Raw genomic sequence first — 26,131 nt, 5'->3', positions numbered from 1 at the left:
GACAGAAGAACATCCGTTCAATTCTCCGATCACGCTTCATCAGCGATTCGACTCAACACCGTCTTGCTCAACAATCTGCATAAACACCGCCCCGACGCGCCGCTAAACTACAACGGATGATGATCGGCCAGAATCCAAATTACTTCAGAGTAACCGGGTCTCAGACGCTCACTTAGCGAAAGTCATTCAACTGATTTCAGAGACGGGAGTTCAGTCGGAAGATGAACACCAGTATGCGGATTATTCATCTCTCTCAGTCAGGCATCTTGGAAGCATTTACGAAGGTCTGTTGGAATACGATCTCGACGTTGCTGATGAAGCACTGGTAGCAATTGAAGACGGCGACAATGAACGGTGGATATCACAATCTGATTTTGACGAGGAGATCGAAGACCAATCGACGAGAGAGGAAGGGGAAGTATATCTTAAGACGACGAAACGAGAAGAGGACGTATTTCGTTCGTACAAGCCTGCTGGAAATGAGCGGCAGGAATTCGGATCCTACTACACTCCTGAATATGTAGTGAAATATATTGTCGAGGATTCGCTGGAACCTGTTCTAAGCGAAATCAAGGAAGAAGTCCGAGAGAAGTATCCGGCAGAGGAGTATGCTGATCGATTTACTGAGAGAGTATTTGATCTCAGTATCTTAGATCCTGCAATGGGTAGCGGGCATTTCTTGACCGGGGTTGTGGACTACCTTGCTTCAGAAATTCTCGAGGCGCGGGAGCAACAGGTTGAAAATGAAGGTGTAGATTCCCTTTCGGATGAAGTAGATAGCGAATGGGTTCGTCGGCGTGTAGCCCAACGGTGTATCTATGGTATCGATGTTCAGCCGATGGCAGTGGAGCTGGCGAAGGTATCACTCTGGCTCAACACTCTCGCAGCTGAGCGCCCTCTTGCATTTTTGGATCACCACTTGAAGTACGGAAACTCGCTTATCGGGTCTGACTTAGAAGAAATAGACGAGTTACCAGTTAATGTGGATGAGGAACAGACTTCGTGGGGTGCTTGGGGGACGAACCATCAAGCCGCGGTTGAACACGTTATCGAGCTGTCCCAGGACTTGCTTGATATTGAGATGGAAGGCCGGGCTGATGTGAAGAAGATGGAGGAGAAGTATCAGGAAATAAAGGAGGATGATTACTATCAGCGTATTCTCTCGATCTGTGATGTCCATTCCGCGAGAGAGTTAGGTGTAGATGTTCGGTCGGGGGAGATTGAGAATATGGCAAGGGCGATTGATGACGATGATAAGTGGGAGGATATAGTAGCTAAGGACTTTTATCAAGCAGCGAGCGACTTAGAGTCTAAACACGGGTTTTTCCACTGGCGTCTTGAGTTCCCTCAAGTGTTCTACGGAGGCGGTGAGAACGATATAGGTGATCCAGGCGGGTTTGACGTTGTTTTAGGCAATCCTCCCTACGGGAATGTTGATGAGGGTGTTGAGGAATATTTTGAAGAGAAATACACTGAGACTGCAGAGTACTTCATTGATTCATTCGCTTTGTTCATTCAGAAAGGATTATCTTTACTCCGTCAAGACGGTCAATTCGGGTATATTATTCCTCAGCAGTGGTTGACTCAGCCGAACGCGAAAGAGTTGAGGAAGTTTGTTTTGTCGAATTGCTGGGTTCGGACGATTATCCGGTTCGAGGAACGGGTATTCGAAGGGGTAGACGTTGACACAATTATCATGATGGCGGAGAAAACAGACGATTTCGGCTCTATATCTGCTTATATGGCAGATAATTCTAATGAAGATCTCCCCGAGTTGCAGAAGATACGTACTCTTGATCAGGTGTCAGTGTTGGACCAGGATGATTACCGAATTGAAATACGTGGAACACCTGAAGAGCAACAGATCCTCTCCAAGATCAGAGGCACGAGTATCGAATTAGAGCCGCAGGTTGCAGAGGTCCGTATTGGCATCCAGGCTTATAACAAGTCGAAGCACGACAAGCAGACCCGGAAAAACCGTTCATTCCATTCAGATCAGAAGGGAGGAAACGATTATTTCTTAGAACTCAAAGGCCGTCATGTGGAACGGTATCACTTTGACCCGAATGGGGCAGAGTATCTGAAGGTAGGTGATCACCTCCATGACTCAATTCCCAAACGATTCTGTACTGGTCCCCGGATTTTGATGCAGGAGATCACTAATGAGAGCAGGCGGATGCTCAATGCTGCTTACACTGAAGAGAAGTCTTGTTTCGATAAGTCGGTTCTCGGCATTATTTCTACCTCGAAATATGATACGCACTTCATCTTGGCAGTGCTTTGTTCCGAATCTATCTCCTGGATATTCCCTCGGGTTTCGAATAAGATTATCTCGAGCTTCGTTACTGGGTCTTTTCCCCGGATTATGGTGGGTGACGCAAGGAATTTACCAGTCCCGGTGATTGATTTTGAGGATGACTCCGACCGTCGAGAAGCAATCTATTCAGACATTATGGATGCTTACAGTAGGGCTTTGGAGACCGGAGAAACAGATTGGGTTCTGTATGAGTTGAAGGGAGGTGTCCGTGGTGGGTGTGATGATGCTGTTCATGATGGTGTGAGTAGTTTTGCTGAGAAGTTGGGTGGGTGGTATGATGAGAAGTTTAAGTTGAATACTGATTTGCTGAGTTATATTGAACCGTTTGAGAGTGAGGGTACTCTTGAGGAGGTTTCTCAGCCGGTTTCAGGTGTGGAGAATACGGTGTTGACGGAGACTGGTTATGAGCCGCAGTATGTTGTTGAAGGCTTTGAGCTTGAGGAAGGGTTTGATAGTGTTGACCTGTGGGTGAAGGTGGGTGAGGATGATGGTGATTCGGATGATGTAAAGAAGGTGCGTGCGTTTCGATTCTTGGATTTGTCTGATACGGAAATTAGGCTTCTGGAGGAGTATCTGCCGGTTGCGTTGGAGAAGTCTAGGGAGAAAACGTATGCTGGGTTCTTGCCGTATACTACGTCACGGCATTCGTTGATGGAGCGTCTCCGAGATTTGGAGATTCCGAAGCTATCTGATATTGAATCTAGTTTTAAGCAGTATGTTGAGGTTGCTGATCGTGAGGTGTTTTTGGAGAGTCGGATTGAGGTGACTGAGTCTCTGGTTGATGAAGCAGTGTATTCGCTTTATGGCTTGAATGCGGAGGATCGAAAAATCGTTGAAAAGGGTTTACAAGAGCAGGAAGACTGAATCAGGTATAGAAGATTTTAGCAGCTATATCGGGGTCGTTAATCGCCTTCAGGACTATCATCACCATCTATTGTTTCTGTAGAAATCACGCTCCATAGGTCCTCTTCGATTATTTCCTCTGGCACGTAGGCCATGTACTTATCTTGTAACGTGCTCAGGTGCTTGTGCTTCGTATACTCATCTCTGATTTTGAGATCGTCCCAGCCGACTGTCTTCAGATGAGAGACACGGGTATGCCGGAAATCCTTGAGTTTGAGCTGTGGTAGAGAGTGCTCCTGCTGGATCCTTCGCAGCTCCTCTCGAACCTCATTTGGAGTTACATCAAACAGTTGCTCTTGCTTTCCATCGGTAAGCTCCTCCAGTACATCTCGTTCTGTATCACTCCGTAGCTTCACGAACTCTCGATTGTCCTCCCCTCGCTGCTGTTTAAGAATATGATACCACACGATGTCGTCTTCCAATCTCACGTCGGAGGATTCCAGCAACAGCACTTCTCCCGGACGACGACAGTGAAGGTATTGAAGAGTGAAGAACTCTCGATATGGTGGCTTCGAATGCTCAAGTATCGTCTCCACTTCGCTGAGTCGGTAGATGTTCCTCTCATCAGCAGCTATCCCATAGACAGTCTCACTACCGGAGTTCTTGAATCGCCGGTCTCGGTACTTGCGGAAGTCTCTCTCAGAAAACCACTCCAGATTCATCTCGTCGCAATAGGACTGGATCGAGTCGAAGTAGTGCCGAATCATCTCTCGGCTGTCGTCGAGAGCAAATAGTACGCTGATGAACTCGGTCACTTGCTCGAATGCTCCGGGATCGTATTCTGAAAACTGGTAGCTCGCCCTAGCTGGTCGTTTCAACTGCCGAAATCGCTCTATCGCTTCCTCACCGTCAATGCCGTCCGTGTGGCAAGCAGTCAAATACACATCAAAGAGTCGAAGACATGACTTTCTATCTTGTAGTGTGGCTTCGGCATATCGTTGTTTGGCTTTACCTTGATACTCATCCCAATTCATTGTTATCGTGTATATGTCTCTCCGCTACGTGCCGATTCTATCCGGTACTGTACGTCAACGTCTCGAGATACTGGGTGCTTCTGCCGATTTGACGACTTACTAGCGTGCTTGCCAGCCCTTCACCGATGGTTCCCGTCTGTCCCCCACCCCTCTATAGTTCATATTGTCTTCGCGCGCGTACTCGCCGTGGGAGCTTCACTGCTCCAAATACGCCGAATCTAGATTATTCTGCTTGTAGTAGGATTGCTGCGGGTTCAGAATCTCTGCCGGAATATCAGCGGGCTCAGGCTGATCGAGCGCATCAAGGAGTGAAGATGGTTCTCTGCCAGCTAACGCTAATGCGACACTCCGGACGTCTTCCTCAAGCCAATTCGTATCCACACCTTCTGTCGTGTCGTAGTACCTCTTATCAAAGTCGTCTCGTTCAACTTCTGGATCCAGTTCTAGGACGTCAGTAGTCACCTCTTCAAGTACATCGACCTCTTTGAGAAACCAGACCTGCTTACGAATCTGTTCAGCGTTCGAGACAGAGAGATCCATCTCGATCGAGTCTAATGTGCGGTTATACTGACGGAACAGTTCGTTTGGATACTCAGGGCCTTCTGATTCTATGTAGCCCACGATGAATGGGCCTGTTCTACTCGCAGTAAGGCCAGCGACATTTTCTATTGCGAATTGTATAGATTTTTCTAAGCTATTTAGATTATCTTTCATTATTTCGTAGATACATAACAACCGCAAAAATGTAAATATAGGGTTTGTTCACGGTCTTGAATTAGATAGGATAACAGTACCTCATACAAATCGAGGGGCTAAACAAGTCCTGACCGATTTCACCGTCGAGAACGCACCACAGTACCCACAACGAACGACCGTATGAATCTACGAATTCGCTGACGACATTCGCCCCATCGCAAGTATGTCAGACCCAACCGACAACGTTGATGAGAAAGTCGAACTGTACCTCAACCACTACGAAACGATCGCTGACGTGACGGCCACGTTCAAAAACCAGTGAGAAACATTCACGCACAACTGGCCAATACGACTTGTTGACCAACTTGCGTCAGCCGGTCTCGGAACCGGTCACTCATAAGGCGACTACCACGTCCAGTTCGAATGCTCAAACGATACCATCGGCAACTGGTGGTTCCGCGGGACGAGCCCACACTGGGTCATGATCTTCAAACACGGATGGTGGCGACACAACGATGTTCTCCACGAGCGTCCCGACGATCGGAACGACGCTCGAATCGGCTGTCACCTCAGATTGAAAAACGATCGTGAGCAGGCACTGCGAGATAACACCCTCACACTGTATTTCCGGAATATAGGCGTGAACGACCAATCGTTCAATGACGCTTTTGCTGATCAGTTCGATGTACGAACGATCTCGAAACAGCGTTGCTATACGAAACCAGTCTCACGGGCAACAAGCGGAACACGATCGCAGCAACATACGATATCACTATTGACGACCACGATGATCTCTTCGCTGCGTACATTGCTGCGCCCGAAGAAGGGTCCAGTGACCTCGTCGTCGAAAACCCAGAACTGATCGCCATCCTCGACGGGATCTACTCTGATGCTGTCGAAGACATTTATTATACCCAGATCACGATGAGTGCTCTGTAAGTACGTCGGAAAACGCTGAATTCGATCCCCGCGCCACCTCCGCGTTGATTTATGCCACTGTCTTCGGCAACTCGGAGATTTAAATGATTTTCACTCTTCGCCTTCATTGGGTAATCATTTGGTAATCTCTGGTAAAATATTAAAAATAGTAACCGGGAACGTGGGTTTATCTAATAGTGCCCAGTGCTCTGCTACATGAGCAAAAAGCGGGGTTTACTTAAAGCAACTGGCGCAGTTGGAATAGCTGGACTCGCTGGCTGTTTCGGACTTCCACTGCTTGTATCTGATGAAGATGATGAATCTGATACCTCTTCAGAACCGCAGACTGGAAATTCAGATGAAGAGACTGCGGAAACGTCTTCACAAGAATCAGATGAGCAAGAACCTGCGGAGCCACAATATGATCTGGTCCAAAAATTCGAATTTGAGGCAAGCAATACGTTTGAGGTGACACCAGAGATCAATGGGGACATATTGTTTGCTCCTAACACCAATAGGAATTTATACGCGATCGATTCTAAAAGTGGAGAATCAATTTGGTCCCATGAATTTAATGAAGCAATTGGAGCCACGCCGGTAGCCCGTGGGGATAGTGTATTCACAAACAAAGAGGCAGATAACAATATGTATAGTTTTGACATCGCTTCTGGAGAAATTAATTGGAGTATTGATCCAGACTATGGTTTTAACCCAGGATCTCCGTCACTCAATGGAGAATATGTTTTTGTTAGATCAGATGGCGTCAAAGCATATAACGCCGATAACGGCCAGGAAGAATGGAATTATGATTTTGATGGCACCCTCTACACATCTTCGGTTCCTAAAATCACTGAAAATAATGTAATTAATACAAGCGAATATGGGATATTTGCTGTCAGTCAAAACGATGGATCAGAGGAGTGGATGTTTGAGGGCGCAGGAGAAGCAAACCCAGGAACGTTAGCAACGACCCAAACAGATGTTGTATACGCGGATGGCAGCAACAAAATATACGTTATTGATTCTCAATCCGGTGATATAACTCATGAAATTTCAACCAGCAATACTGTCTATGATTTGAGTCTTGTTGATAATATTTTGTACTATGATGATGATGGGATAAAAGCCTTCGATCTCAGCGAGTTAAGTGAAATTTGGAGTGTTGAGACTTCTATAGACCGCTTGAGTAATGACACACTTTCGGGCTATCTGTTCGGAATCGATTACGACGAAATTGTAGGCATTGACATATCGAATGGTCAAAAAATACTGACAGAGTCAATCGAAGCTCCATACAATATTAAGCCAGTTGTCGTAGGAAACTGCGTTGTTATGGGGAATAGTTCAAATTCACTAGTCGGGTATCAGATCAGCTCAGATTAGAACACTCTTTCAATTAATCGTTAGTAGGTGTATTCTTTCTTGATGCTGGATTAGTAATTGCGACACATGACTTCCTGATTGGTGCTAACAATTTGAATCTCGCACGTGCCCAGTCGAGTCAGTCAAAGTCATTGATACTGAGCTGTTGATCACCAGTTTCTCGGTATTGATACTCTTGACCGTGGGTATTTATCGTTGAAATATTGAGTAACTGACAATGCGATTCTTAGAGCAGAACGCCACGGTTCTGGTGGTAGTAATGCTAATAGTAGCATCACTAACCCTGACTGCTCCCGTGGCAGGTCAAAGTGGAATAGATACCTCTAACTTAGAAATTGGCGAGCCAGCGGGACCATCTGAAATCGAAGTCGGAGATGAAATGACACTCACATCGAGTGCGTCGATACGTTCACTCCCCGCAGATTGGACTGCTGAAGTTGACTTCACGGCGTACGCGAACGGCAACGAGGTAGGAACACAGAAGGTAAGTCTCGAAGATGGAGAAAGCGTTGACATCTCGGTCACTCACTCATTCGAGGAAACTGGATCTAAGGATCTTCATTTTGAGATTACAGGAGAGTTGACTCGCAAAGGAGCGATAGCCGAGCAAACTACGACGATTGATCGAACCACGCGGTCGGTGTCGGTGACAGTCGTTGACGGCAACGAGTCCGATACTGAGGAGACACAGAACAACACTGAATCAGCGGACGACAAGCCGGATGCCGAGGAGGCGCAGAGCGACACTGAGTCGGGTGACGACGAGACTAATGCTGAGGAGACGGAGAGTGACACTTGGTCGGTTGGTGACGAGCTCGACGATGCGACTAGTACGTTTGGGACACGGATCACTACAGAAGGGGCAGTATTTGTCGCCCCTGAGTCGGTTCAAAGTCAAGTGGATAACGTTCGTGAGAATGTCCCGCTGGGCGCGGATCCCGTCCCATATGCGTTCGTACTGGCCACCTCAGAGGGGTTACACCTCGTACTGAGCGATAAGAAGCCGAAAGAGGGGTACGCCTCAGTTGAGGGAATCGAGTCGGATCGTGAAGGGATCTCGATCGACAGGGACGGTACGGCCGATTTAGAACTGACTCCGGTTCTATCTAGAGAAGTAGAGTATCAGGATCCATCGAAAGCAAGCATCAAAGAGGTATCTCAGGACCCGGACGACTATCGGAGAGAGTTCGTTGAGTTCACGGCAAACCACCGGAGCATCGCTCTTGATGACGAACAAAGTGAGTACAAAGCCACCGTTGGTGTCTTAGTCGATGACCCACTCAGCTCCGAAGAGCTATTCGGGACACTCGGTGAACACTCATCCACGACGTTAAAAGAGGCAGAAGACGAGACGACTGGCAGCGTTTTAGGTGACTATTCCCAGCCGCATATTGTCACAACGGCTTACGGAACAGAAACGGATTACTGGGAGAATACGGCCGTTAGAATGTCTGGCATTGTGGCTACGCCTCAGTCTCCTGCTGGTGAATTTATTCAGTCTCAACAGCAGTTCAACACACTAGCGACAGATCAAGGAACGCCGATACTGTACGTCATCGACGAGGAACATGACGCTCAACAGGAGTCGATCGCTGACCTTTCGACGAACCCAGCGGCCTACGAAGGCGATACAGTCCGATTTGAGTCGAATCTATACATGAACACAATCAGCAGCAAACGCGTGATTGAGTCCACAGGGACGAAAATGCCACCGGTAGACACAGTGCTACACGGTGGTGTCGCTTGGAACACATTGCCGGACAACCGTGACGACCTCATCGGAGTAGTAGCAGCATCATCAATTACGCAAAAGCAGCTCAGTGAAGTGCGCAAAGGGACGTACGAAGTAACAGGCGAAGTCGTCCCGGCCAGTACTATCGACGGACACGGGTCACAGGGCGTCGTAGTGCTGGCATACAATCTTGAGAAAACCGGCTCTCTTGAGAGTGCTTCGGTAAGTGATCTGGTCACACAAGAGAGCACAGGTCTGTCAGCGATGTTAGAACGGCAAGCCAACCCCACCCAGGATGTCTCTACAATCACACAGTCTGGTGAGGATGCAGTCGAGGCTGCTGGTGAGTCCGGCAACGAATCGACCGATGAAGTCACTAGTCAGGACGGCAGTGATGATGCTGCCGAAACAGCCGATGAGTCCGACAACGAATCGACCGGCGAAGACACTGATCAAGACGACAGTGAGGCCGCTTCGGAGACAAGCAACGGTGCAGAGACGCAGTCAGAGAGTTCTTTGGAGGAGACCGAAAACACGGAGGCCAGCGAATCAGATACAACTCAGAGTACTGAATCTGATGAAGGCAATGGCGTCATGGGGTCCATCTCCGAACTGATCCAGCTGTTCACGGATCTCATCTCGTAACCGGATTCCACAAGCTGGCCGCCGATGTGGATACTACTGCTCTGCTGAATCCGATGAAGGCGGCTGGATGGTGAAGATAGCGTTCAGCATTTCAGCAGGAGTAGGTTGCAGATGGCCGGTCGGAAACGGCCTTTCGCTCTTCAAACTATCCCATCGATCAAAGTCCAGTTTGAGAACCCGCCGCCAATGGAATCTGAGGGACGAGTCTATAGCCCTGATCCGTGTGCAGCCATGGATTCTACAGGCCAGTCATAACCCCATTACAGTGAGAAATAACGCTCCCCAGTAATCACAACAGTAAAATAAATAAAAATATACATTTATGTGGTCTAGCTGTCCTCCCACCGGAGGGATTGGTAAAGAGCGCTCTTCCCATTTTCTTGCTTTGCTTTTTGCTTTTTAATTTTGTTTTCTTCGCGACTTTTATTTCTGTTTCTTTAGCCAGAACTTTACATGATTGCGGCACGAGAAGGCTTCTGCTCGTGCTTGCGAAAATCGCAAGACTGCGGGCATATACGAGATCAAACTATGGGAGCAAGCAAACACCTGAGTAACGAGGATAGCAACGACGGAAGCAAGACCTACATCGAGTTCAACTCATCCGAGGAAAGCCAGCGCGCGGCATATAGACTCGCCTCGCGTGGCGGTCAGTTGAGAGAGGGTCTCAACGACCTAGATGAGTTCTTCGCTGAGATGGTTCCTCACGTCGCCAAACACCTCTTCGAGAGTGACAGCATTCCTCTAATGGAATGGATGGAACTCAACGAAGAAGATCTCGAAGAGTACAGAGAGGAAGTCCTCCAAGCGGAAGAGGACGACGAGTAACACACAGCCGCACCTCTTTTTATGAGCGACTATTCAGAGAACGACGAGCAACGGGTATCGAATCAACCAAACCAAGGGTATGAGCTAGAAGACGCGGTACAGGAAGCTCTCGACGACTGGAGGGCTGATGAATCCCTACCAGTATATGGAAAAGACGAGTATATCGTGGCTAAAGAGGATCTGCTAGTAAAGCATATCACGGTTATGATTGCTACCGCAATAAACGAGTCTACAGAGTAGAGTACGCTCTCTACTCTATTATTCTGTACTAGAGGGAAATGACCAGAGGTAGCAGTAACATCAGAGATCTCGATCCGCGATTTATTTCATCACGACGTACTCACTAATGATGTGCGATGTAGTGATTCTCGAACATGTCGAGCTCGCAGTCGTCGCTCTCGCATTTGACCTCCATCGTCGATGGCATATACGGAGACGTTGTGGCGGCGTGGGCTTAAACGGCGTGGCGGCGGCGGTCTCCTCCCCGCCTCAGGCGGCGGGTTCGGTGCGCACCTCGATCCGGGCGCCGTCGGCCCCGTCGACCGCCTCGACGGTCCAACCGTGCGCCTCCGCGATCCGCGAGACGATGCCGAGCCCGAACCCGGTCCCGTCCGCGGCGGTGGTGAAGCCGGCGTCGAACACCTGGTCGCGCACCCCCTCCGGGATCCCGGGACCGTCGTCGGCGACGAAGAACCCCTCTCCGTCGTCGAGTTCGCCGACGCGCACGGAGACGGCGCCGCCGTGGTTGATGGCGTCGCCGCCGTGGTCGATGGCGTCGCCGGACTCCGCCCGGCTGTCAGTGGAGCCGTGCTTCACGCAGTTCCGCACGAGGTTCTCGAGCAGTTGGACGAGCCGATCGCGGTCCGCCTCGACGGTCAGGTCCACGTCGGCGTCGAGCGTCGCGTCGTCGGTGGCGCTCCCCGACCAGCAGCGCGCGACGGCGGCGTCGAGGTCGACCGGCTCCGTGTCGGTCACCCGTTCGCCGTTCCGCGCCAGCGTGAGGAGCTGTTCGATCCGCGTCTCCATCCGGTCGTGCGCGCGGGCGGCGTGGTCGAGGTCGGGGTCGTCGTGCCGCTCCCGCGCCAGTTCGACGCGCCCCTTCGCCACGGACAGGGGGTTCCGGAGATCGTGCGAGACGACGCTCGTGAACGCCTCTAGCTCTTGGTTCCGCCGTTCGATCTCGGCCTCGTACTGCTTCCGCTCGGTCACGTCCGTGACGAACCCCTCCAACACCGCGGTCCCGTCGACGGTCGATTCGACGAGGCAGCCGCGCTCCCACATCCAGCGGACCTCGCCGTCGCGAGCTCGTATCCGGTAGGTCGCCTCGAACTCCTCGCCCGTGTCGATCGCCGCTTGGACGGTCTCCCACGCCTGCTCTCTGTCGTCCGGGTGGATGACCTCCTCACCCCAGACGACCGCGTCGCTCGCGAGTTCCTCCGTGGTGTACCCGGTGATCGGCTCGCTCTCGCCGCGGACGAACTCCATCGGCCACCCCGGCGCGTTCCGGCAGCGATAGACGAAGCCGGGGAGGTTGCCGATGAGCGTCTCCAACCGGCGCCTGTCGCGTTCGCGGTCACCGCCCTCGCCGCGGTCCCGCCCCCGTTCGACGGCCGCGCGAACGCGGGTGCGCAGCGTCTCGCCGTCGGTGACCGGCGCCGCGTCGCTCCCGCCGCCGGTGTCGTCGTCGTCCGTCTCCCGCTGCCCGAGGGGTACGTAGTCGGTGACGCCGGCAGCGACGGCCTCGCTCGCGACGCGCTCGGACCCCGATGCGGTCGCGAGCACGAACGGGACTCCGGGGTCGCGGTCGCGGACGTTTCTGAGCAGTTCGAGCCCGTCGCTCTCCCGGAGGTCATACCCCGCGACGACGCAGTCGAACCGCTCTCGACGCAGCCGCTCGGCAGCCGACTCCGCGCTCGGCTCGACCGCGACATCGAACCCGTCGTCCACCCAGTCCCCGTCGAGGATCCGACTCTCGCCCCGCTCCGGAACGCTGAGGACGCGGACGGTCTCCTCGGTAGGGGCCGACATATTCGCTTGTTAACTGTCGCTATCATAATGTTTGCGGGAGTGTCGGTTCGGTCCTCTCGGGACCGGCACCGTCCGGGCGGCGGGACGCTCGGCGGGGGGACACGGCCAGCGTCCCGCTCCCGACGCCGGCGGCTCGCTCCCCCGACGTTCCGCACGCTTTTCCCGTCTCGGCCGACTACGGTGGCGTAACATGACCGATTCGCCCGCGTCGGGCCGGGGTTCGCTCCCGCCCGACCCGAACGACCTCTCCGTCACCATCGTCGACGGCTACGTCGACGAGCCGGCGCATTTCGGCGTGCCGCCGTACATCTCGACGTACCCGCGGTACACGGCCGGCGCGCTCGTCGACGCGGGCGTCCCCGAGTCGCAGATCACGTACCACACGATCGACGAACTGCGCGAGGATCGGGGGAAACACGCGGCCGTCGCGAACGCGGACCTCATGGTGTACGTCGGCGGGATGACCGTCCCCGGGAAGTACGTCGGCGGGACCCCCGCGGAGCCGGACGAGGTGCGCGAGCTGGGGTGGACCGCGGACGGCGTCACCCTGCTGGGCGGGCCGGTGCGGTTCGGCGTCGGCGAGGAGAACGCGGGCGCGACCGAGACCGAGCGCGACGACCTCGACTACGACTTCGTCGCCATGGGCGACGTGGAGGCCGCCGCGTACGACCTCGTCAGCGAAGGGTTAGAGGGGTTCGGCAACCGGATGCGCGACAACGCCGAGATCGACCGGTGGGCCGAGAAGGGGGCGTTCGTCGTCGAGCAACACCCCAACCACCCCGACTACCTCATCTGCGAGATGGAGACCTCACGCGGGTGCGCCTACCGCTGTTCGTTCTGCACGGAGCCGCTGTACGGGAGTCCGGCGTTCCGCGAGGCGCGCTCGGTCGTCGACGAGGTCGACGCGCTCTCGGACCGCGGCGTGAGGCACTTCCGGCTCGGCCGGCAGGCCGACATCCTCGCGTTCGGCGGCGACGGCGAGGCGCCGAATCCGGACGCGCTCCGCGAACTGTACGGAGGGATCCGCGAGGTCGCGCCCGACCTGCGGACGCTCCACCTCGACAACATGAACCCGGTGACGATCACGGACTACCCCGAGGCCTCTCGCGAGGCGATCCGCGTGATCGCCGCGCACAACACGCCCGGCGACACCGCGGCGTTCGGGCTCGAGTCGGCCGACCCGGTGGTCCAAGAGGAGAACAACCTGCTCGTCACCGCCGAGGAGTGCCTGGAGGCGGTCCGCGTCGTCAACGAGGAAGGCGGGTGGCGGCCGGGCGACGCGCCGGCGACGACGCCCGGCGGCGACGACCGGGTGACCGGCCCCTCGACCGGCCCGGACGCCTCCCCGCGGCTGCCGAAGCTCCTCCCCGGGATCAACCTCGTTCACGGCCTCACCGGCGAGCGCCCGGAGACGTACGAGCACAACAAGGCGTTCCTCCAGAGCGTCTACGACGAGGGGCTCATGCTCCGGCGGATCAACATCCGACAGGTGATGGCGTTCGCGGGCACGGAGATGGCCGAGACGGGCGCCGAGGTGGCACAGGAGCATAAAGACCAGTTCCAGGCGTACAAACGCGAGGTCCGCGAAACGGTCGACAACCCGATGCTCGACCGGGTCGTCCCGCCGGGGACGGTACTCCCCGACGTGCACCTGGAGTACCACCAGGACGGCAAGACGTTCGGACGCCAGCTCGGCACCTACGCGCTCCTCGTCGCCGTCCCCGGCGAGCGGGAGCTCGGCACCGCCATCGACGTGGCGATCACGGACCACGGCTACCGCTCGGTCACGGGCGTTCCGTACCCCCTCGACGTCAACGCGGCGTCGATGGACGAGCTGACCGCGATCCCCGGAATCAACCGGAGCAAGGCCGGCGACATCGTCGTCGGCCGCCCGTACGGCTCGGTCGAGGCGGTCGACGCCGGCGTCGCCGACCTCTCGCGGTTCGCCGTCGCCGACGACACGAACGTCCCGATCCCGGGACGAGACCGCGCCGGATCGGGGCCGGGTCCCGCCGCGCGCTCCGGGCTCGACCGACGCGACGGCTCCTCCGTCGGACGCGGGGACTGAGGAATGACGGCGCCGGACTCGGGCCCGCGCGTGGCCCGCGTCGAGGTCCCGGTCGACACCCGCGCGCCCGGCGGGACGACGAACGCCTACCTCGCCGCCGGCCTCCTCGTCGACCCCGCGGCGCGGACGGACGCGCTCGACGCGGCGGTCGGCGTCGGCGGTGCGGGGGAGAGGGGCCGAAAGCGAGTGGGCGACGGCGAACCGGAGTCCGTCGCGGTCGACGCGATCGCCGTCACGCACACGCACCCCGACCACGTCGGCGCGGTCGCCGCGTACGCGGAGCTGACCGGCGTGCCCGTGTTCGCGCACGCCGACCACGTCGACCGGTTCGCGAGGGCGACCGGCGTCGAGCCGGACGGGACGTTCCGCGACGGCGACCGCGTCGGCGACACTCCCGTCCGCGCGGTCGAGACGCCCGGACACGCGCCGGATCACGTCGCATTCGCCGTCGCGTCGGCGGGCGAGCGCGGCGACGAGAGCGCCGACGGCGACGCCGCGGACGGCGGTCCCCGCGACCTCCTCTGCGGCGACCTCGCCGTCGCCGAGGGGAGCGTCGTCGTCGGGGCTCCCGACGGCGACCTCCGAGCGTACCTGGGGAGCCTCGAACGGGTCCGCGACACCGGCTACGGGCGCCTTTACCCCGGACACGGCCCCGCAATCGACGACGCGGAGTCCGCCTGTCAGCGGCTGATCGACCACCGGGCGGACCGCGAGCGGGCGGTTCTCGACGCGGTCGACGCCGGCGCCGACGGCGTGGACGCCGTGGTGGCGGGGGCATACGAGAAAGACCTGACCGGCGTCGCGGACCTCGCGCGGGCGACGGTCGTCGCGCACTTGGAAAAGCTCCTCGCGGAGGAGCGGATCGCTCCGGAGTGGAGCGATCGGATCGGCGGCGACTCGGGCGACGAATAGCGCGTTCGCCGGTTTCAGGGCTCGGCTTCGAGGTGCGCCGCCAACTCGTCGAGCGGGGTCTCCGTCACGTCCACGAACCGGCCGCCAACGTCTTCGACCCCGCTGTCCGCCGCCGGGTCGTCGCCGACGTGAACCAGCGACCCGGGCGCGATGTCGAGGGCCTCGGCCGCCGCCTCGAACGCCTTCGGGTGGGGCTTCCGCCAGCCGCAGCCGATGCTGGTCGTGACCGCGTCGAACTCGCCGCGGAGCCCGGCGCGGATCAGCGTCTTGGGGACGAGTTCGGGCACCGCGCAGTTCGAGAGGAGCCCGACCGGCCCGCGGTCGCTCACGTCGCTGACGGCCTCCAGCGCGCCGTCGCGCCGGCTCACGTCCGGGTCGAACGCCGCGACGACGGCGTGCCGGACGACGTTGTCGGCGGCCTCGACGCCGCGGGAGTCGAGCGCGTGTGCCACGTGAGCGGGGAGGGGGACCTCGGCGCCCGAGGGGGCGTCCACATGTCGCTCGCCGTACGCGACGTGCCAGTCGTCCGGCACCTCGACGCCGCGCGACTCCAGCTCGCGCGCGACGATCTCCGCGGGGTCGGACGGGTACTCGACGTCGACGAGGGTCCCGAACAGGTCGAAGGTGACTGCCACGATACCCCCTCCTACGGCGAAAACGGGATTGAACCTGTCGATCGGTGCGATCGATGCTTCGGGCGCCCCGTCGCTCGCCCGAACGCGGGAGGCGAGCGCCCGCCAAACCGCCCCCTCAGACCATTGGTGCGACGTGGATCGCATAGAACCGGTAGAGCCCGGTCACCCACGCGCACAGCCAGAGCAGCATGAAGCCGGCCACGCCGGCTCGGAGCCGGGCGCGCCAGTGGCCCATGTCCTCGTGGATCTCGTCGATGTCCACGTCGGGGTCCTCGTAGGCGTCGGCGTTGCGCTTCGCCTGCAGGATTCTGGCGATGCCGGTGAGCGCGAACGCCAACAGCGCGTACGCCTGCACCCCGAGGAACGCGTGGATCACGGCGAGCCCGGAGAGGCGATCGAAGAGCCGCGGGAGCATCCACCCGACGATGGGGACGGTCGTGAGCGCCAGCCCGACGCCGATGTACCGCAGGTGGCGCATGAGGACGGTCCACGTCACGGTCTCGGTGTCGATCATGATCCACGCTCCGTACAGCAGGAACGGGAGGCTCGCCGTCACCGACAGCCCGGCCGCCGCCGCGATAACCGACTCGTCGACCATTACCCGCGCTTGGGTCTCCGTCGCGTAAAGCCCCGCGATCCGCGCTCCGCGGGCGCGGCGTCCCGACGCGCGTCACCGCGCCCGTAGACGAAAACAGTTAGCCTCCGGAGCACGTACCACCGAGCAATGGAGGACACCTCGACGGAACCGGATCCGGGGTCGCGGCCGGACCGGGAACCGGACGGGCCCGATAGCGACGGCGGGTCTCCCCGAGCCGACGCATCTCACGGGGACGGCGGCGACGCTCCCGACGGCGCGGACGATCTCGCCGCGCTCCGTCAGCGGGTCGACGAGGAGTACGACTTCGACGACTTCGGCCCCGCGGACATGGCCCGGATGAGCGCCGAGGAGTGGGACGCCGCGTTCGATCCGGAGTCGTGGATCACCGGCGACCGGCTGCTCGAACGCGCCGAGGCGGAGCTGAAGTCTCGGATCGCGCGCCGAGACGTGTTCGGCGTGTTGGAGCGCGTCCGCGAGGACGGGGAGGAGCGGCTCCTCGTCTACTCCGACGAGGGGTACGCCATCGTCAGGCCGACGGGCGAGGTGACCGGGCAGGGGACCGTGCTCCGCGACATCGAACCGGTCGTCGCGCTGGCGGCGATGGAGTCGCACGACGTGCCCGAACCCCCGGAGGATTGGTCGCTCCCGCACCCGGACACGGTTCCGGAGGGGTCCGGGGAGTTCGGCAACCTGATGATTCAGGTGATCGCGGTCGTGCAGGTGCTCGCCGGGGGGGCACTGCTCGTCGCCTCGTTCGTCGCCGATCTGAACACGATCGTCGCGCCGGCGATGGGGATCGTGTTCCTGCTCATCGGGCTGTTGCTTTTCGTCATGGTCGCGAACGCGCGGCTCTCCGATCGGTTCCGTTCGGAGGAGTATCGCGAGCGGCTTCGGGCCCTCCGAGAGGCCAAGGAGCGTCCCGACTTCGTGCCGGTCGAAGGCGGGGTCGTGAACGAAAACGATCGCAACGAGTGAACTGCCGATTTCGCGGGACACAAGCCTTGTAAACCCATCCCCGCCGACGGATTCAGTCGGTGGGTTTAAGCGCACCCCGTCCCGAGTAAACCTGTATGAAAAGGCGGGAATTTGTGCGGACGGCCGGCGGTGCCAGCGCCGCGGTGGCGGCCTCGGCCGGGGCGACCGGAACGGCCTCCGCACAGGAGGCAGAACCGGACTGGCCGAGTGGAGCCAGCAGCGGGAACGTCGGGTCCTACCAGGACGCCCGCGGCGAGAGCGAGGTCACCGTTCAAGTCGGGGCCGGCGATCAGGGGCTCGCCTTCGACCCGACGCTGCTGTGGGTCGATCCCGGGACGACGATCATCTTCGAGTGGACCGGGAGCGGTGGCGACCACAACGTCCAGACCGTCGAGGGCGGCGGCCCGGCCAGCCTCGACAGCGGCGACCCGATCGGCGAAGAGGGGCACACCTACGAGTACGAAACCAGCGAGGAGGACGCCGGCATCACTCACTATCACTGCGTCCCCCACACCGCGGTCGGGATGCACGGCGGGATCGCCGTCGGTGGGGACGTTCCGACCGTCGAGACGGGCGGGAACACCGGATGGCCGGAGAACATCGCTCACGTCGGCGTTCCGCTGCACGCCCACTGGGTCGGCATCGCGGCGATCCTCGGCATCGCGCTGACGTTCGTGTTCACGTTCTACCTGCTGAAGTACGGTGAGTCGGCTCACACCGGCCACGGAGGGAACCAATGAGCTCCGGCGGCTCCTCGTACGGCGACATCCACCGGTACGAGCCCGCCCGGGAGAGCACCGCCGCCGCGATCGCGATCGTGCTCCTCACCGTCGTCGAGGTCGTGTTCGTCTCCCTGTTCGTGTACGGGCTCATGTCCTCGTGGGCCTCGACCGAGTTCGGGAACATGTTCGCCGGCGCGTTGCTGGCGATGATCTTCATCGACCTCGCCTTCATCCTCCTCCTCTACCGCAAGGAGTTCCTCCCCGACGTGATGATCGTGAAGAAGCGCCGCCGCAAGTGGGAGGACCTCTACGTCCGCGAGGAGGACAAAGACGGCGTCGAGGTCGACACCGGAGACCTGACCGAGACGATCAAACAGGCCGTCTATCCGTACTACAAGAAGTAACCCGACAATGAGCCTCAAAAAACAAGACGAGATGGACCACAACGCGTGGCTCAAAAAACAGGACCTGACGGTCATCGAGACCGCGTTCCTCACCACGCTCATCTGGCTCGACAAGCGGCTTCGCATCGTCGACTACCTCGAGCTGCTGGAGACGATGTACTACCGCGCGAACCTCCAGATGCCGAAAAGCCACACCGAACAGTACGACCTCGACAACAAGTTCTGGTACTGGTACCCCCTGTACTCGCTCGGGTCCCTGTCGATCGTCGCGTACCTCGTCGCCGCCGTCTCCGGCGCGCTACTGGGCTTCTACTACGCCCCGTCGACCGCCGGCGCCGCCGCGCAGGGCGACCCGACGGCCGCGTACGACTCGCTCGTGATGATCATGAAGGACGTTCAGTTCGGGTACATGCTCCGCTCCATCCACCGCTGGGCCGCCCAGTTCATGGTGGCGGCGGTGTTCCTCCACATGCTTCGCGTGTACTTCACCGGCTCCTACAAGGAGCCCCGCGAGGTCAACTGGATCCTCGGCATCGTCCTCATCGGTCTGACGCTGCTGTTCGGCTTCTCCGGGTACGTGCTCCCGTGGAAGCAGCTGTCGTTCTGGGCCGCGCAGATCGGCGTCGAGATGGCGCTCGCGACGCCCATCGTGGGCGAGTGGGCGGCACAGCTCCTGTTCGGCGGCTTCACGCTCGGACAGGCGACGCTCGTGAGAATGTACATCCTGCACGTCTTCGTGCTGCCGTTCGTGGTGACGGGGCTCATCGCCCTCCACGTCGGCATCGTCTGGGTGCAGGGCATCGCGGAGCCGCACTAATCCAATGACCGACAACGACACTCCCATGACGGACGGAGGCACCGACGCAGAAGCGCGCACGGACGGCGGCCCGCCGGCCACCGTGCCGCCGGACGACGAGACCCCCGCCTGGTCGGACCGCAAAGAGCGCTCGCAGGGGCTCGCACAGCTCACCTACCAGTACTTCGAGCGCTCGCGCCGCGAGGACGAGGACCTCCGCACGGAGTCGACGTACGTCGAGCGCGACGTGCTCGGCTTCCCGACGTGGCCCCACGAGACGCTTCGGAACCTCGCGATCACGAGCTTCTTCGTCGGGATCATGATCCTCGTCGCGGCGCTGATGCCGGCCCACTTCGGCGAGCCCGCCAACCCCGGCGCGACGCCGGCGATCATCCTCCCCGACTGGTACCTCTACTGGTCGTTCGGGCTGCTGAAGCTCAACCCGATCAATCCCAATCTGGCCGTGCTCGGCGGCAACATCGTGATGTCGAACGAGCTGCTCGGGATCGTGGCCCACGGGGTCATCTTCGGCGTCATCGGGCTCGTGCCGTTCCTCAACAAGGGGAGCGCGCGTCGCCCCGTCGAGCAGCCGTTCTGGGCCGCCGTCGGCGTGACGGGCGTCGTTCTGGCGTTCACGCTCGCGGCGCTCGCGATCCAGAACTTCTTCCCGATCTCGCTCGACCTGCTGCTCACTCTCACGTTCATCCTGCCGGTGCTCGGCGGCATCATCACCTACGCGGTGTTGAAGACGATGCGTGAAGGGTACATGTACGACCTGAACCGCCGGTACTACATGCTGCGGCCGCCGAAGTAAGCCGGCTGAACCACCTCGATTTTGCGGTCTCCGTCACCGATGTCACCACCACCCGACCACGACGACACACAGGCGTTCGACGAGACCGGCGATCCCGTCGCGAAGGACGCCGACGAGGATCCACGGAACGAGCCCACCGGCCCGCGCGTGGGTCCCGACGGTCGGGAGATCGTCGTTCCGTTTCGGCTGTACAAGGCCGTCACCGTTTTCTCCACGCTCGCCGCCGTGATCGCGTATCTGATCGGCTTCACGCTGATCGACGCGGCGACGCTGCAGATCAGCTTCGTCCGGACGACGATCGTCTATCTGCTCAACAACGCCGGGCTCTACCCCTCCGACGACCTGCTGGTCGCGGTCCTCGCGATCACCGGAATCGCGTTCCTCGTCGCCGGAACGGCGGTGTACGTTCTCGGCACGCGGTTCCGCGGGCAAGGGATGGGAAAGCCTCAAGGTGATTCCAGCGAAACCTGAGGTAATGGCAGACGAGTTCATGAAGGGGTTCACCCTGTTCACGCTCGGCGGTCTCGGATGGCTCACCTTCGGCGGCTGGTACCGGACACCCTCGTACTACGAGATCGTCCAGCTCGTCAACCCGGCCGAAGGGGTCAACACGGCCTACGGCGAGATCGGGCTGGTTCTCGGCGACGCCTCGTTCTGGCTGATGATCCTCGGTGCGCTCACATTCTGGGTGCTCATCCCGGTGAGTCGCCAGCTCCGCGACATGCTCAGCGACGAAGCCGAAGCCGCGAACTGACCGCGAACCGGACGCGACCGTTCTCTCCTCGACGTTCACGCTCTGCCCGCCGTTTTCTCCCGCACTGCCGGCGCCGCACTTTCTCTGTTGAGGCCGTCTCGGTCATCCTGCCGTCGGTCGTCAAGTCCGTCTCTGCCGTCGTTCGTCGAGGCCGCCGATCGCCGTCGTATGTCGACGCCGACACAGCGAGTCCGGCGGGACCGACAGGTCTCGGAGGCGAAACGGTTCGCACACGGCGACGTTCGGAGGCTCGCGTGACGCGTCGACCCCTCGGCGCGGGGGTCATCGCCCGCTACCGGCGGTCGTTCAGCCGACGCCCCGTCTTCGACGGTCGGCTTCGCCTTTCGCAGTGAGGCTTCGCTCTTCGAGAACGGCGGGCAACGAACAGAACTCGATACGGGGCGGCAGTCGCCTTACGCGACGACGAACTGGTTCCAGATCCCCGAGACGAGGAAGAACAGCGAGTAGTAGGCGACGAACACCATCAGGAGCAACGACGCGGCGATCGAGCTCTTCGGGGCCTCGATCGGCATGTCGTTGCGCGCCTCGACGTTGCGCGCCTCAAGCTCGAACAGGTCGGCGATCAGCATCGTGATCACGATCACTGCGAGGATCGTCCCGCTGATCGGGGCGTTGAGCACGAACAGGAACGTCAAGAGCATCAGTCCGATGTTCGTGAACGCGTGGGGCGTGTACGGTTCGACGCTGTCGCCGTCGCTCCCCTGTTCGACGTGGTGCCGGTGCGCGATGTGTCGGGTCGCGAGGTTTGCGACCGCCATCACGAGAATCGCGTACGGCAGCATCGGTCCGACTTCGGACAGCCAGCCGAGCGGAACGAGGAACTGCAGTGGGTCCATACCCACACATCCGGTCACGAGTTATTAGAGTGTTTCCGATCAGCGCGCTCGCGACCCCCCTTCGGCGTCGCGAACGCGACCCGGTCGACCGCCTCGATCTCGATCGGTCGGTGCGGCTCGACGGCCCCGCGCCGCTCCCCGTCGACCACGAGCGCGATCGGCTCGCCCTCCCGTTCGACCGTGAGCCGCACGCGCTCCGCAGTGATCCACGCGTCCGTGCGAGTGCTGAACGGGGCGATCGGCGCCACCGCGAGGCCGCCGCCCGGCTCCACGAGGGGGCCGCCGGCGGCGTTCGCGTACCCGTCGCTTCCCAGCGGCGTCGCGACGACGACGCCGTCCGCGCGGATCGACTCCTCTCGGCCGCGGGCGAACTCGACCGCGAACTCCGAGATTCGCGCCGGCTCGTCGGTGACGACGGTGACGTCGAACGCGGTCCGCACGGGTGTTCCCGCCCCGTCGTCGACGGCGAGAACCGGATGCGTGACGCGGTTGACGACATCGTCGGTCTCCGAGCCGTCGAGGAGCTGCCGGAGGGCGGCGACGGCGCCGTCGCGATCGAAGCCGAGCCGCCGATCGCCGACCGGGATCACCGTCCCGCGCGGCGCCGCGACGACCGCGTCGCGGACCGCCGCGTCGCCGACCGCCACGACGAGGGCCGCGTCGGGGCGCTCGCCGCCGACCGCTGCCGGACCCGTGTCCGCCTCGGCTTCGTCGATCGGGTCTGCGGGCTCCGCGAGCCGCCCACCGGCGTCTCGGACCGCGTCTCGGAGCTCCGACGCACGATCGTCGTCGCCGACGACGGCGACGCGGCGTTCCGACGGTTCCATAGCCGGGAGTGTGGCCGGCGCGTGTGAAAACTTCCCGGTTCGCGGCGAGCGAGCGGAGCTAAAACGGCCAGTCGCCGGTGATCTTCATCCCGGTCGCCTTCCCCTCCCGTTCGAGCGCGGTCGCGATCGCCTCGGTCGGCCGCCGCGCGGTCGACACGTCGTCGCCGGCGAGGTCGACGACCAGTTCGGTCAGGAGGATCGCCTGCTCGCGGAGGTTTCGGGACTCCAGCTTGTCGAGCGTGTCCGCGCCGGTGTGTCCCCACCCGCGCCCGCGCCCCTCCGTCTCCCCCGAGACCATGTAGCCGGGGACTCCCCGCGCGACGAACGGCCAGTGGTCGCTGTGGGGAACCAGCTCCTCGCCGAGCGTGATCGGGTGGTCGAAGTGGTCGCTCACCCGTTTCCCGGCCGCCGCCAGCGCGTCGAACCCGTGGTGATCGAGCTTCAGGGTGCGACCGAACACGTTGCTGTCGATGTTGACGACCGCTTTGACGCGGTCGGGGTCGACACCGGCGGCGAACCGGGAGGAGCCCACCAGCCCCACCTCCTCGGCGCCGAAGCCGACGAAGCGCACTCTCGTGTCGAGTTCGTCCTCCCGGGCGGCGACGGCGTTGGCGACTTCGACGAGCGTCGCCGTGCCGGCGCCGTTGTCCATCGCCCCCTCCGCGAGGTCGTGAGCGTCGACGTGACACGAGACCACGAGGTACTCGTCGGTGTCGGGGCCCATGTCGGCGGTCACGTTCCCGCTCGTCGCGTCGGCCGTCTCGCAGTCGACGGCGACGGTGAGCGGCTCCCCTTCGCGGCGGCGCGCGAGTCGGGCGCCGACCTCCTTCGAGACGCCGACCGCCGGAATCTCGCCGATCGGCGCGTCCGCGGTGCCGACGCTCCCGGTCGGCGGGAGGGTTCCCTCGACGTGGTTCGCGAAGACGAACGCCGCGGCGCCGGCCTCGACGGCGTGGTAGTACTTCTCGCGGCGATGAATGAACCGGTCGACGGAGTCGGGCGTCGTCGAGGAGACCATCACGACCTTCCCCGTCAGGTCTTCCTCGAAGTCCCCCGGGACCCCGTACCCCAGGTCGACGAACTCGCCGGTCCCGTCCCCGCTCGGGCTCCGTGGGAGCGCGATGCAGGCGTTGCGTCCGCTCGCGACCGGGTCGCCGCCGCGTCGGATCTCGCTGCCGCCGCGCTCCCATCCCTGAATGTCGAACGCCTCGACTCGCGCGTCCCGCGCGCCGGCGTCGGCCAGCGCGTCGCGTGTCAGTTCGAGCCCGGCGCGCTCGCCGTCGGACCCGGCCATGCGGTCGCCGATGTCGACGAGCGATTCGAGGTGATTCCAACCCGCCTCGCTGGTGAAGACGTCGCCGATCCAGTCGGTCATGCCTGTGGGTGGCCGTGGCGCGGGTCAAACGTTTCGGTGCCGGCGGACGGGGGTGGGTGCCGCCGCGGTGCGGCGTCGAAGGGGGGCCGCGGAGGGGGGACGAGTTACGTCCCGGGGACCACCGGGACGAGCGCCGTCGCGGCCTCCGCGGCCGCGAACGTCGAGTCGTACGCGTGGTTCAACATGAGGTAGGTGACGACGCCGAGCACGAGCGAGAGGAGCCACGCGCTGGCGGCGATCCGCCCGACTCGCCGGTGGGGGGTCTCGTTCCGAAGCTCGGCGGGCGAGTGCGTGAGGCCGAGGACGACGGCGTAGAGGACGACGGGCACGGCGACGACGGAGAGGATGATGTGGATCGCGAGCATGATCAGGTACGCCGGGTAGATCCAGTCCCAGAGGGGGACCCACGCGTACGCCGACTCCAAGACGAACTCTCGGGTCCCCCCGCCGGCGACCTTCGGCAGGTAGAGGCTGAGGAACACGAGGATGAGGGCGAACGACGTCGTCATCGCCGCCGCGTGCTTCTTCACCTCGCCGTTGCGGATCCAGTACCACCCGAGCGAGAGCGTGCCGATCGTGACGGTGTTGACGGCGGCGATGGCGTGCGCGAAGAGGTCGACGGTGCTCCGCGTCAGTTCGGGGAACAGCGCCTGAAACTGCGGGACGAGGAACACGCCGCCGACCGCGCCGTAGCCGACGATTGTGAGGAGCACGGTGACCGCGCCGGCCCGCTCTTTGACCCGGTCGCGAACGCTGGCGGTGGACATACGCGGGGTTGTCGCGGGACGGTTATTTCGCTTTCGAGGGCGGAACGGGTCGCCGGCTGTCGGGGGGTCAGGTCACCGACGGTCGACGGGTCGGGTCACCGAGGGGCTGTCACCTGTCGATGACGCCCGTCGCGGTCGCGACCTCGATCGCGGCCGCCTCGTTGATCCCGCCCTGCAGGATCGTGTACCGGTCGCGGATCTCGTGGGCGCTGGTGAGGGCGGCGATCAGCTCCGCGTCGTCGATGCCGAGCTCGGCGGCGGTCGTCGGCGCGTCCAGCTCGGCGAGCGCGTCGCGGATCGCGGCCCACTCGCCGTTCTCGCCGCTGTGGAGGTACTCCGTCATGATCGAGGCGACGCCGACCTGGTGGCCGTGGAGCGCCCGCCCCGGCGCGGTCCGGTCGAGCTGGTGGGAGATGAGATGTTCCGCGCCCGAGGCGGGCCGCGAGGAGCCCGCGATCGACATCGCGACGCCGGAGGAGACGAGCGCCTTCACGACGACCCACGCCGACTCCTCTAACCCGGGGCGGATCATGTCGGCGTTCTCGACGAGCAGCTCCGCGGTCATCTCCGAGAGCGCCCCCGCGTACTCGCTGTACTCGACGTTGCGGAGCCGCCGGGCGAGCCGCCAGTCCTTCACCGCGGTGTAGTTCGAGATGATGTCCGCACAGCCCGCGGTGGTGAGCCGCCACGGGGCGTCCGCGATCAGCGTCGTGTCCGCGACGACCGCCAGCGGCGGATCGGCCGCGACCGAGTGGCGCGTGTCGCCCTCCGGGATCGAGGACCGCCCCGAGACGATCCCGTCGTGGGAGGCGACCGTGGGGACGGAGACGAAGCCGACGCCGAGGTGGTCGGCCGCCATCTTCGCGATGTCGATCGGCTTCCCGCCGCCGAGGGCGATCAGGTAGCCGGGGTCGACCGCCTCCGCGGTCTCCTTCAGCTCCTCGACGGCGTCGAAAGAGGCCTCCTCGACGACGGCGGTCGCGGGGTCGTCGAACTGGGCGCGCACCCGGTCCCCGGCGATGTCGTCGGGTGTCGGGCTCGTCACGATCAGCGGGCGACCGGTGAGATACAGTTCGCCGACCGCCTCCCCGAGGTCGTCGAGGACGCCGTGCCCCACGAGCACGTTCCGCGGGAGCTTGATCCACGTGGTCTTCTCGAACATACCGGGCGGTCACGCCCGCGAGTGAAAGCCGTTGTCAATGTCGA

The 26,131-nt window shown here is 60.8% G+C and carries 24 protein-coding genes and 1 pseudogene; 14 read left to right on the top strand and 11 right to left on the bottom strand.

The annotated features are described in order from the left end of the window. Positions 1-289: 289 nt before the first annotated feature. Positions 290-3,181, top strand: coding sequence for an Eco57I restriction-modification methylase domain-containing protein (locus ACT4MF_RS02035; protein WP_444681571.1), 2,892 nt, complete (start codon positions 290-292; stop codon positions 3,179-3,181). 38 nt (positions 3,182-3,219) lie between these two features. Here ACT4MF_RS02035 and ACT4MF_RS02030 read toward each other — a convergent pair whose 3' ends face one another. Both ACT4MF_RS02030 and ACT4MF_RS02025 read right to left on the bottom strand, forming a co-directional pair. Continuing rightward, entirely contained in the window at positions 3,220-3,975 is a 756-nt protein-coding gene (locus ACT4MF_RS02030; RefSeq protein WP_444681570.1) for a tyrosine-type recombinase/integrase, read from the bottom strand. 414 nt (positions 3,976-4,389) lie between these two features. Next, a complete protein-coding gene (locus tag ACT4MF_RS02025) occupies positions 4,390-4,908 on the bottom strand; it encodes a hypothetical protein (RefSeq protein WP_444681569.1) in 519 nt (172 codons plus the stop codon). Positions 4,909-6,024: 1,116 nt separating this feature from the next. Between ACT4MF_RS02025 and ACT4MF_RS02020 the strand changes: the two genes are divergently transcribed. The 4 genes from ACT4MF_RS02020 (at position 6,025) to ACT4MF_RS02005 (ending at position 10,633) form a co-directional block, all read left to right on the top strand. Then, positions 6,025-7,191 carry a BamB-related PQQ repeat family beta-propellar protein gene (locus ACT4MF_RS02020; RefSeq protein WP_444681567.1) on the top strand — a complete coding sequence of 389 codons (1,167 nt, stop codon included), beginning with the start codon at positions 6,025-6,027 and terminating at the stop codon, positions 7,189-7,191. A gap of 217 nt (positions 7,192-7,408) precedes the next feature. Then, positions 7,409-9,568: a hypothetical protein gene (locus ACT4MF_RS02015; protein WP_444681566.1), complete on the top strand. Its 2,160-nt coding sequence runs from the start codon at positions 7,409-7,411 to the stop codon at positions 9,566-9,568. Positions 9,569-10,096: 528 nt separating this feature from the next. Beyond that, the gene (locus tag ACT4MF_RS02010; RefSeq protein ID WP_444681565.1) at positions 10,097-10,393 is read left to right on the top strand and encodes a hypothetical protein; all 297 of its coding nucleotides are present in this window, start codon (positions 10,097-10,099) and stop codon (positions 10,391-10,393) included. A gap of 21 nt (positions 10,394-10,414) precedes the next feature. Beyond that, positions 10,415-10,633, top strand: a complete 219-nt coding sequence (locus ACT4MF_RS02005; RefSeq protein WP_444681564.1) for a hypothetical protein — start codon at positions 10,415-10,417, stop codon at positions 10,631-10,633. 118 nt (positions 10,634-10,751) lie between these two features. Here the strand turns inward: ACT4MF_RS02005 and ACT4MF_RS02000 are convergent. Next, positions 10,752-10,820: pseudogene (locus ACT4MF_RS02000) on the bottom strand (DUF7559 family protein); the annotation flags it as partial. Between the two features lie 62 nt (positions 10,821-10,882). Continuing rightward, the gene (locus tag ACT4MF_RS01995) at positions 10,883-12,421 is read right to left on the bottom strand and encodes a sensor histidine kinase (protein ID WP_444681563.1); all 1,539 of its coding nucleotides are present in this window, start codon (positions 12,419-12,421) and stop codon (positions 10,883-10,885) included. Positions 12,422-12,611: 190 nt separating this feature from the next. On the opposite strand from ACT4MF_RS01995, the gene ACT4MF_RS01990 reads away from it, so the two are divergent. Continuing rightward, positions 12,612-14,489, top strand: a complete 1,878-nt coding sequence (locus ACT4MF_RS01990) for a radical SAM protein (RefSeq protein ID WP_444681562.1) — start codon at positions 12,612-12,614, stop codon at positions 14,487-14,489. 3 nt (positions 14,490-14,492) lie between these two features. Continuing rightward, positions 14,493-15,401 carry an MBL fold metallo-hydrolase gene (locus ACT4MF_RS01985; protein WP_444681561.1) on the top strand — a complete coding sequence of 303 codons (909 nt, stop codon included), beginning with the start codon at positions 14,493-14,495 and terminating at the stop codon, positions 15,399-15,401. A gap of 14 nt (positions 15,402-15,415) precedes the next feature. Here ACT4MF_RS01985 and ACT4MF_RS01980 read toward each other — a convergent pair whose 3' ends face one another. Then, complete coding sequence (locus ACT4MF_RS01980) at positions 15,416-16,036, bottom strand: HAD family hydrolase (protein WP_444681560.1); 621 nt, start codon at positions 16,034-16,036, stop codon at positions 15,416-15,418. Between the two features lie 115 nt (positions 16,037-16,151). Continuing rightward, positions 16,152-16,634, bottom strand: a complete 483-nt coding sequence (locus ACT4MF_RS01975) for a DUF7321 family protein (RefSeq protein WP_099254897.1) — start codon at positions 16,632-16,634, stop codon at positions 16,152-16,154. A gap of 126 nt (positions 16,635-16,760) precedes the next feature. Here ACT4MF_RS01975 and ACT4MF_RS01970 point away from each other — a divergent pair, with 126 nt between their 5' ends. From ACT4MF_RS01970 to ACT4MF_RS01940, 7 genes are all read left to right on the top strand, one after another. After that, positions 16,761-17,609 (top strand): DUF7319 domain-containing protein, encoded by an 849-nt coding sequence (locus ACT4MF_RS01970; RefSeq protein WP_099254898.1) that lies wholly within the window; start codon positions 16,761-16,763, stop codon positions 17,607-17,609. Positions 17,610-17,704: 95 nt separating this feature from the next. After that, positions 17,705-18,349: a halocyanin domain-containing protein gene (locus ACT4MF_RS01965; RefSeq protein WP_099254899.1), complete on the top strand. Its 645-nt coding sequence runs from the start codon at positions 17,705-17,707 to the stop codon at positions 18,347-18,349. Beyond that, positions 18,346-18,735 carry a DUF7318 family protein gene (locus ACT4MF_RS01960; protein ID WP_099254900.1) on the top strand — a complete coding sequence of 130 codons (390 nt, stop codon included), beginning with the start codon at positions 18,346-18,348 and terminating at the stop codon, positions 18,733-18,735. Before ACT4MF_RS01965 ends, ACT4MF_RS01960 begins: the two co-directional genes overlap by 4 nt. A gap of 7 nt (positions 18,736-18,742) precedes the next feature. Beyond that, complete coding sequence (locus ACT4MF_RS01955; protein ID WP_099254901.1) at positions 18,743-19,552, top strand: cytochrome b; 810 nt, start codon at positions 18,743-18,745, stop codon at positions 19,550-19,552. 4 nt (positions 19,553-19,556) lie between these two features. After that, complete coding sequence (locus tag ACT4MF_RS01950) at positions 19,557-20,345, top strand: cytochrome b family protein (RefSeq protein WP_444681559.1); 789 nt, start codon at positions 19,557-19,559, stop codon at positions 20,343-20,345. Between the two features lie 39 nt (positions 20,346-20,384). Continuing rightward, a complete protein-coding gene (locus ACT4MF_RS01945) occupies positions 20,385-20,816 on the top strand; it encodes a DUF7315 family membrane protein (RefSeq protein ID WP_099254903.1) in 432 nt (143 codons plus the stop codon). A 4-nt stretch (positions 20,817-20,820) separates the two neighbouring features. Continuing rightward, complete coding sequence (locus ACT4MF_RS01940; protein WP_099254904.1) at positions 20,821-21,099, top strand: DUF7314 family protein; 279 nt, start codon at positions 20,821-20,823, stop codon at positions 21,097-21,099. A 413-nt stretch (positions 21,100-21,512) separates the two neighbouring features. Here the strand turns inward: ACT4MF_RS01940 and ACT4MF_RS01935 are convergent, their stop codons facing one another. The 5 genes from ACT4MF_RS01935 to ACT4MF_RS01915 form a co-directional block, all read right to left on the bottom strand. Next, entirely contained in the window at positions 21,513-21,956 is a 444-nt protein-coding gene (locus ACT4MF_RS01935) for a DUF7313 family protein (RefSeq protein ID WP_099254905.1), read from the bottom strand. A 14-nt stretch (positions 21,957-21,970) separates the two neighbouring features. Beyond that, positions 21,971-22,783, bottom strand: a complete 813-nt coding sequence (locus ACT4MF_RS01930) for an NAD(+)/NADH kinase (protein WP_444681558.1) — start codon at positions 22,781-22,783, stop codon at positions 21,971-21,973. A gap of 58 nt (positions 22,784-22,841) precedes the next feature. Beyond that, positions 22,842-24,158, bottom strand: a complete 1,317-nt coding sequence (locus ACT4MF_RS01925; protein ID WP_444681557.1) for a M28 family peptidase — start codon at positions 24,156-24,158, stop codon at positions 22,842-22,844. A gap of 104 nt (positions 24,159-24,262) precedes the next feature. Then, positions 24,263-24,925: a DUF420 domain-containing protein gene (locus ACT4MF_RS01920; RefSeq protein WP_099254908.1), complete on the bottom strand. Its 663-nt coding sequence runs from the start codon at positions 24,923-24,925 to the stop codon at positions 24,263-24,265. Between the two features lie 109 nt (positions 24,926-25,034). Then, entirely contained in the window at positions 25,035-26,087 is a 1,053-nt protein-coding gene (locus tag ACT4MF_RS01915; protein WP_099254909.1) for an NAD(P)-dependent glycerol-1-phosphate dehydrogenase, read from the bottom strand. Positions 26,088-26,131 lie beyond the last annotated feature (44 nt).

Source organism: Halorubrum sp. FL23 (assembly GCF_052439115.2).
Taxonomy (GTDB): domain Archaea; phylum Halobacteriota; class Halobacteria; order Halobacteriales; family Haloferacaceae; genus Halorubrum; species Halorubrum persicum.
The sequence above is the reverse complement of the archived record's forward strand: the minus strand, read 5'-3'. Positions and strand labels throughout refer to the sequence as shown.

Excerpts from the sequence above, each read along its gene's own strand:
- ACT4MF_RS02025 (WP_444681569.1), bottom strand. The coding sequence starts at position 4,908 with ATGAAAGATAATCTAAATAGCTTAGAAAAATCTATACAATTCGCAATA.
- ACT4MF_RS02020 (WP_444681567.1), top strand. The coding sequence starts at position 6,025 with ATGAGCAAAAAGCGGGGTTTACTTAAAGCAACTGGCGCAGTTGGAATA.
- ACT4MF_RS02015 (WP_444681566.1), top strand. The coding sequence starts at position 7,409 with ATGCGATTCTTAGAGCAGAACGCCACGGTTCTGGTGGTAGTAATGCTA.
- ACT4MF_RS02010 (WP_444681565.1), top strand. The coding sequence starts at position 10,097 with ATGGGAGCAAGCAAACACCTGAGTAACGAGGATAGCAACGACGGAAGC.
- ACT4MF_RS02005 (WP_444681564.1), top strand. The coding sequence starts at position 10,415 with ATGAGCGACTATTCAGAGAACGACGAGCAACGGGTATCGAATCAACCA.
- ACT4MF_RS01995 (WP_444681563.1), bottom strand. The coding sequence starts at position 12,421 with ATGTCGGCCCCTACCGAGGAGACCGTCCGCGTCCTCAGCGTTCCGGAG.
- ACT4MF_RS01990 (WP_444681562.1), top strand. The coding sequence starts at position 12,612 with ATGACCGATTCGCCCGCGTCGGGCCGGGGTTCGCTCCCGCCCGACCCG.
- ACT4MF_RS01985 (WP_444681561.1), top strand. The coding sequence starts at position 14,493 with ATGACGGCGCCGGACTCGGGCCCGCGCGTGGCCCGCGTCGAGGTCCCG.
- ACT4MF_RS01975 (WP_099254897.1), bottom strand. The coding sequence starts at position 16,634 with ATGGTCGACGAGTCGGTTATCGCGGCGGCGGCCGGGCTGTCGGTGACG.
- ACT4MF_RS01970 (WP_099254898.1), top strand. The coding sequence starts at position 16,761 with ATGGAGGACACCTCGACGGAACCGGATCCGGGGTCGCGGCCGGACCGG.
- ACT4MF_RS01965 (WP_099254899.1), top strand. The coding sequence starts at position 17,705 with ATGAAAAGGCGGGAATTTGTGCGGACGGCCGGCGGTGCCAGCGCCGCG.
- ACT4MF_RS01960 (WP_099254900.1), top strand. The coding sequence starts at position 18,346 with ATGAGCTCCGGCGGCTCCTCGTACGGCGACATCCACCGGTACGAGCCC.
- ACT4MF_RS01955 (WP_099254901.1), top strand. The coding sequence starts at position 18,743 with ATGAGCCTCAAAAAACAAGACGAGATGGACCACAACGCGTGGCTCAAA.
- ACT4MF_RS01950 (WP_444681559.1), top strand. The coding sequence starts at position 19,557 with ATGACCGACAACGACACTCCCATGACGGACGGAGGCACCGACGCAGAA.
- ACT4MF_RS01945 (WP_099254903.1), top strand. The coding sequence starts at position 20,385 with ATGTCACCACCACCCGACCACGACGACACACAGGCGTTCGACGAGACC.
- ACT4MF_RS01940 (WP_099254904.1), top strand. The coding sequence starts at position 20,821 with ATGGCAGACGAGTTCATGAAGGGGTTCACCCTGTTCACGCTCGGCGGT.
- ACT4MF_RS01935 (WP_099254905.1), bottom strand. The coding sequence starts at position 21,956 with ATGGACCCACTGCAGTTCCTCGTTCCGCTCGGCTGGCTGTCCGAAGTC.
- ACT4MF_RS01930 (WP_444681558.1), bottom strand. The coding sequence starts at position 22,783 with ATGGAACCGTCGGAACGCCGCGTCGCCGTCGTCGGCGACGACGATCGT.
- ACT4MF_RS01925 (WP_444681557.1), bottom strand. The coding sequence starts at position 24,158 with ATGACCGACTGGATCGGCGACGTCTTCACCAGCGAGGCGGGTTGGAAT.
- ACT4MF_RS01920 (WP_099254908.1), bottom strand. The coding sequence starts at position 24,925 with ATGTCCACCGCCAGCGTTCGCGACCGGGTCAAAGAGCGGGCCGGCGCG.
- ACT4MF_RS01915 (WP_099254909.1), bottom strand. The coding sequence starts at position 26,087 with ATGTTCGAGAAGACCACGTGGATCAAGCTCCCGCGGAACGTGCTCGTG.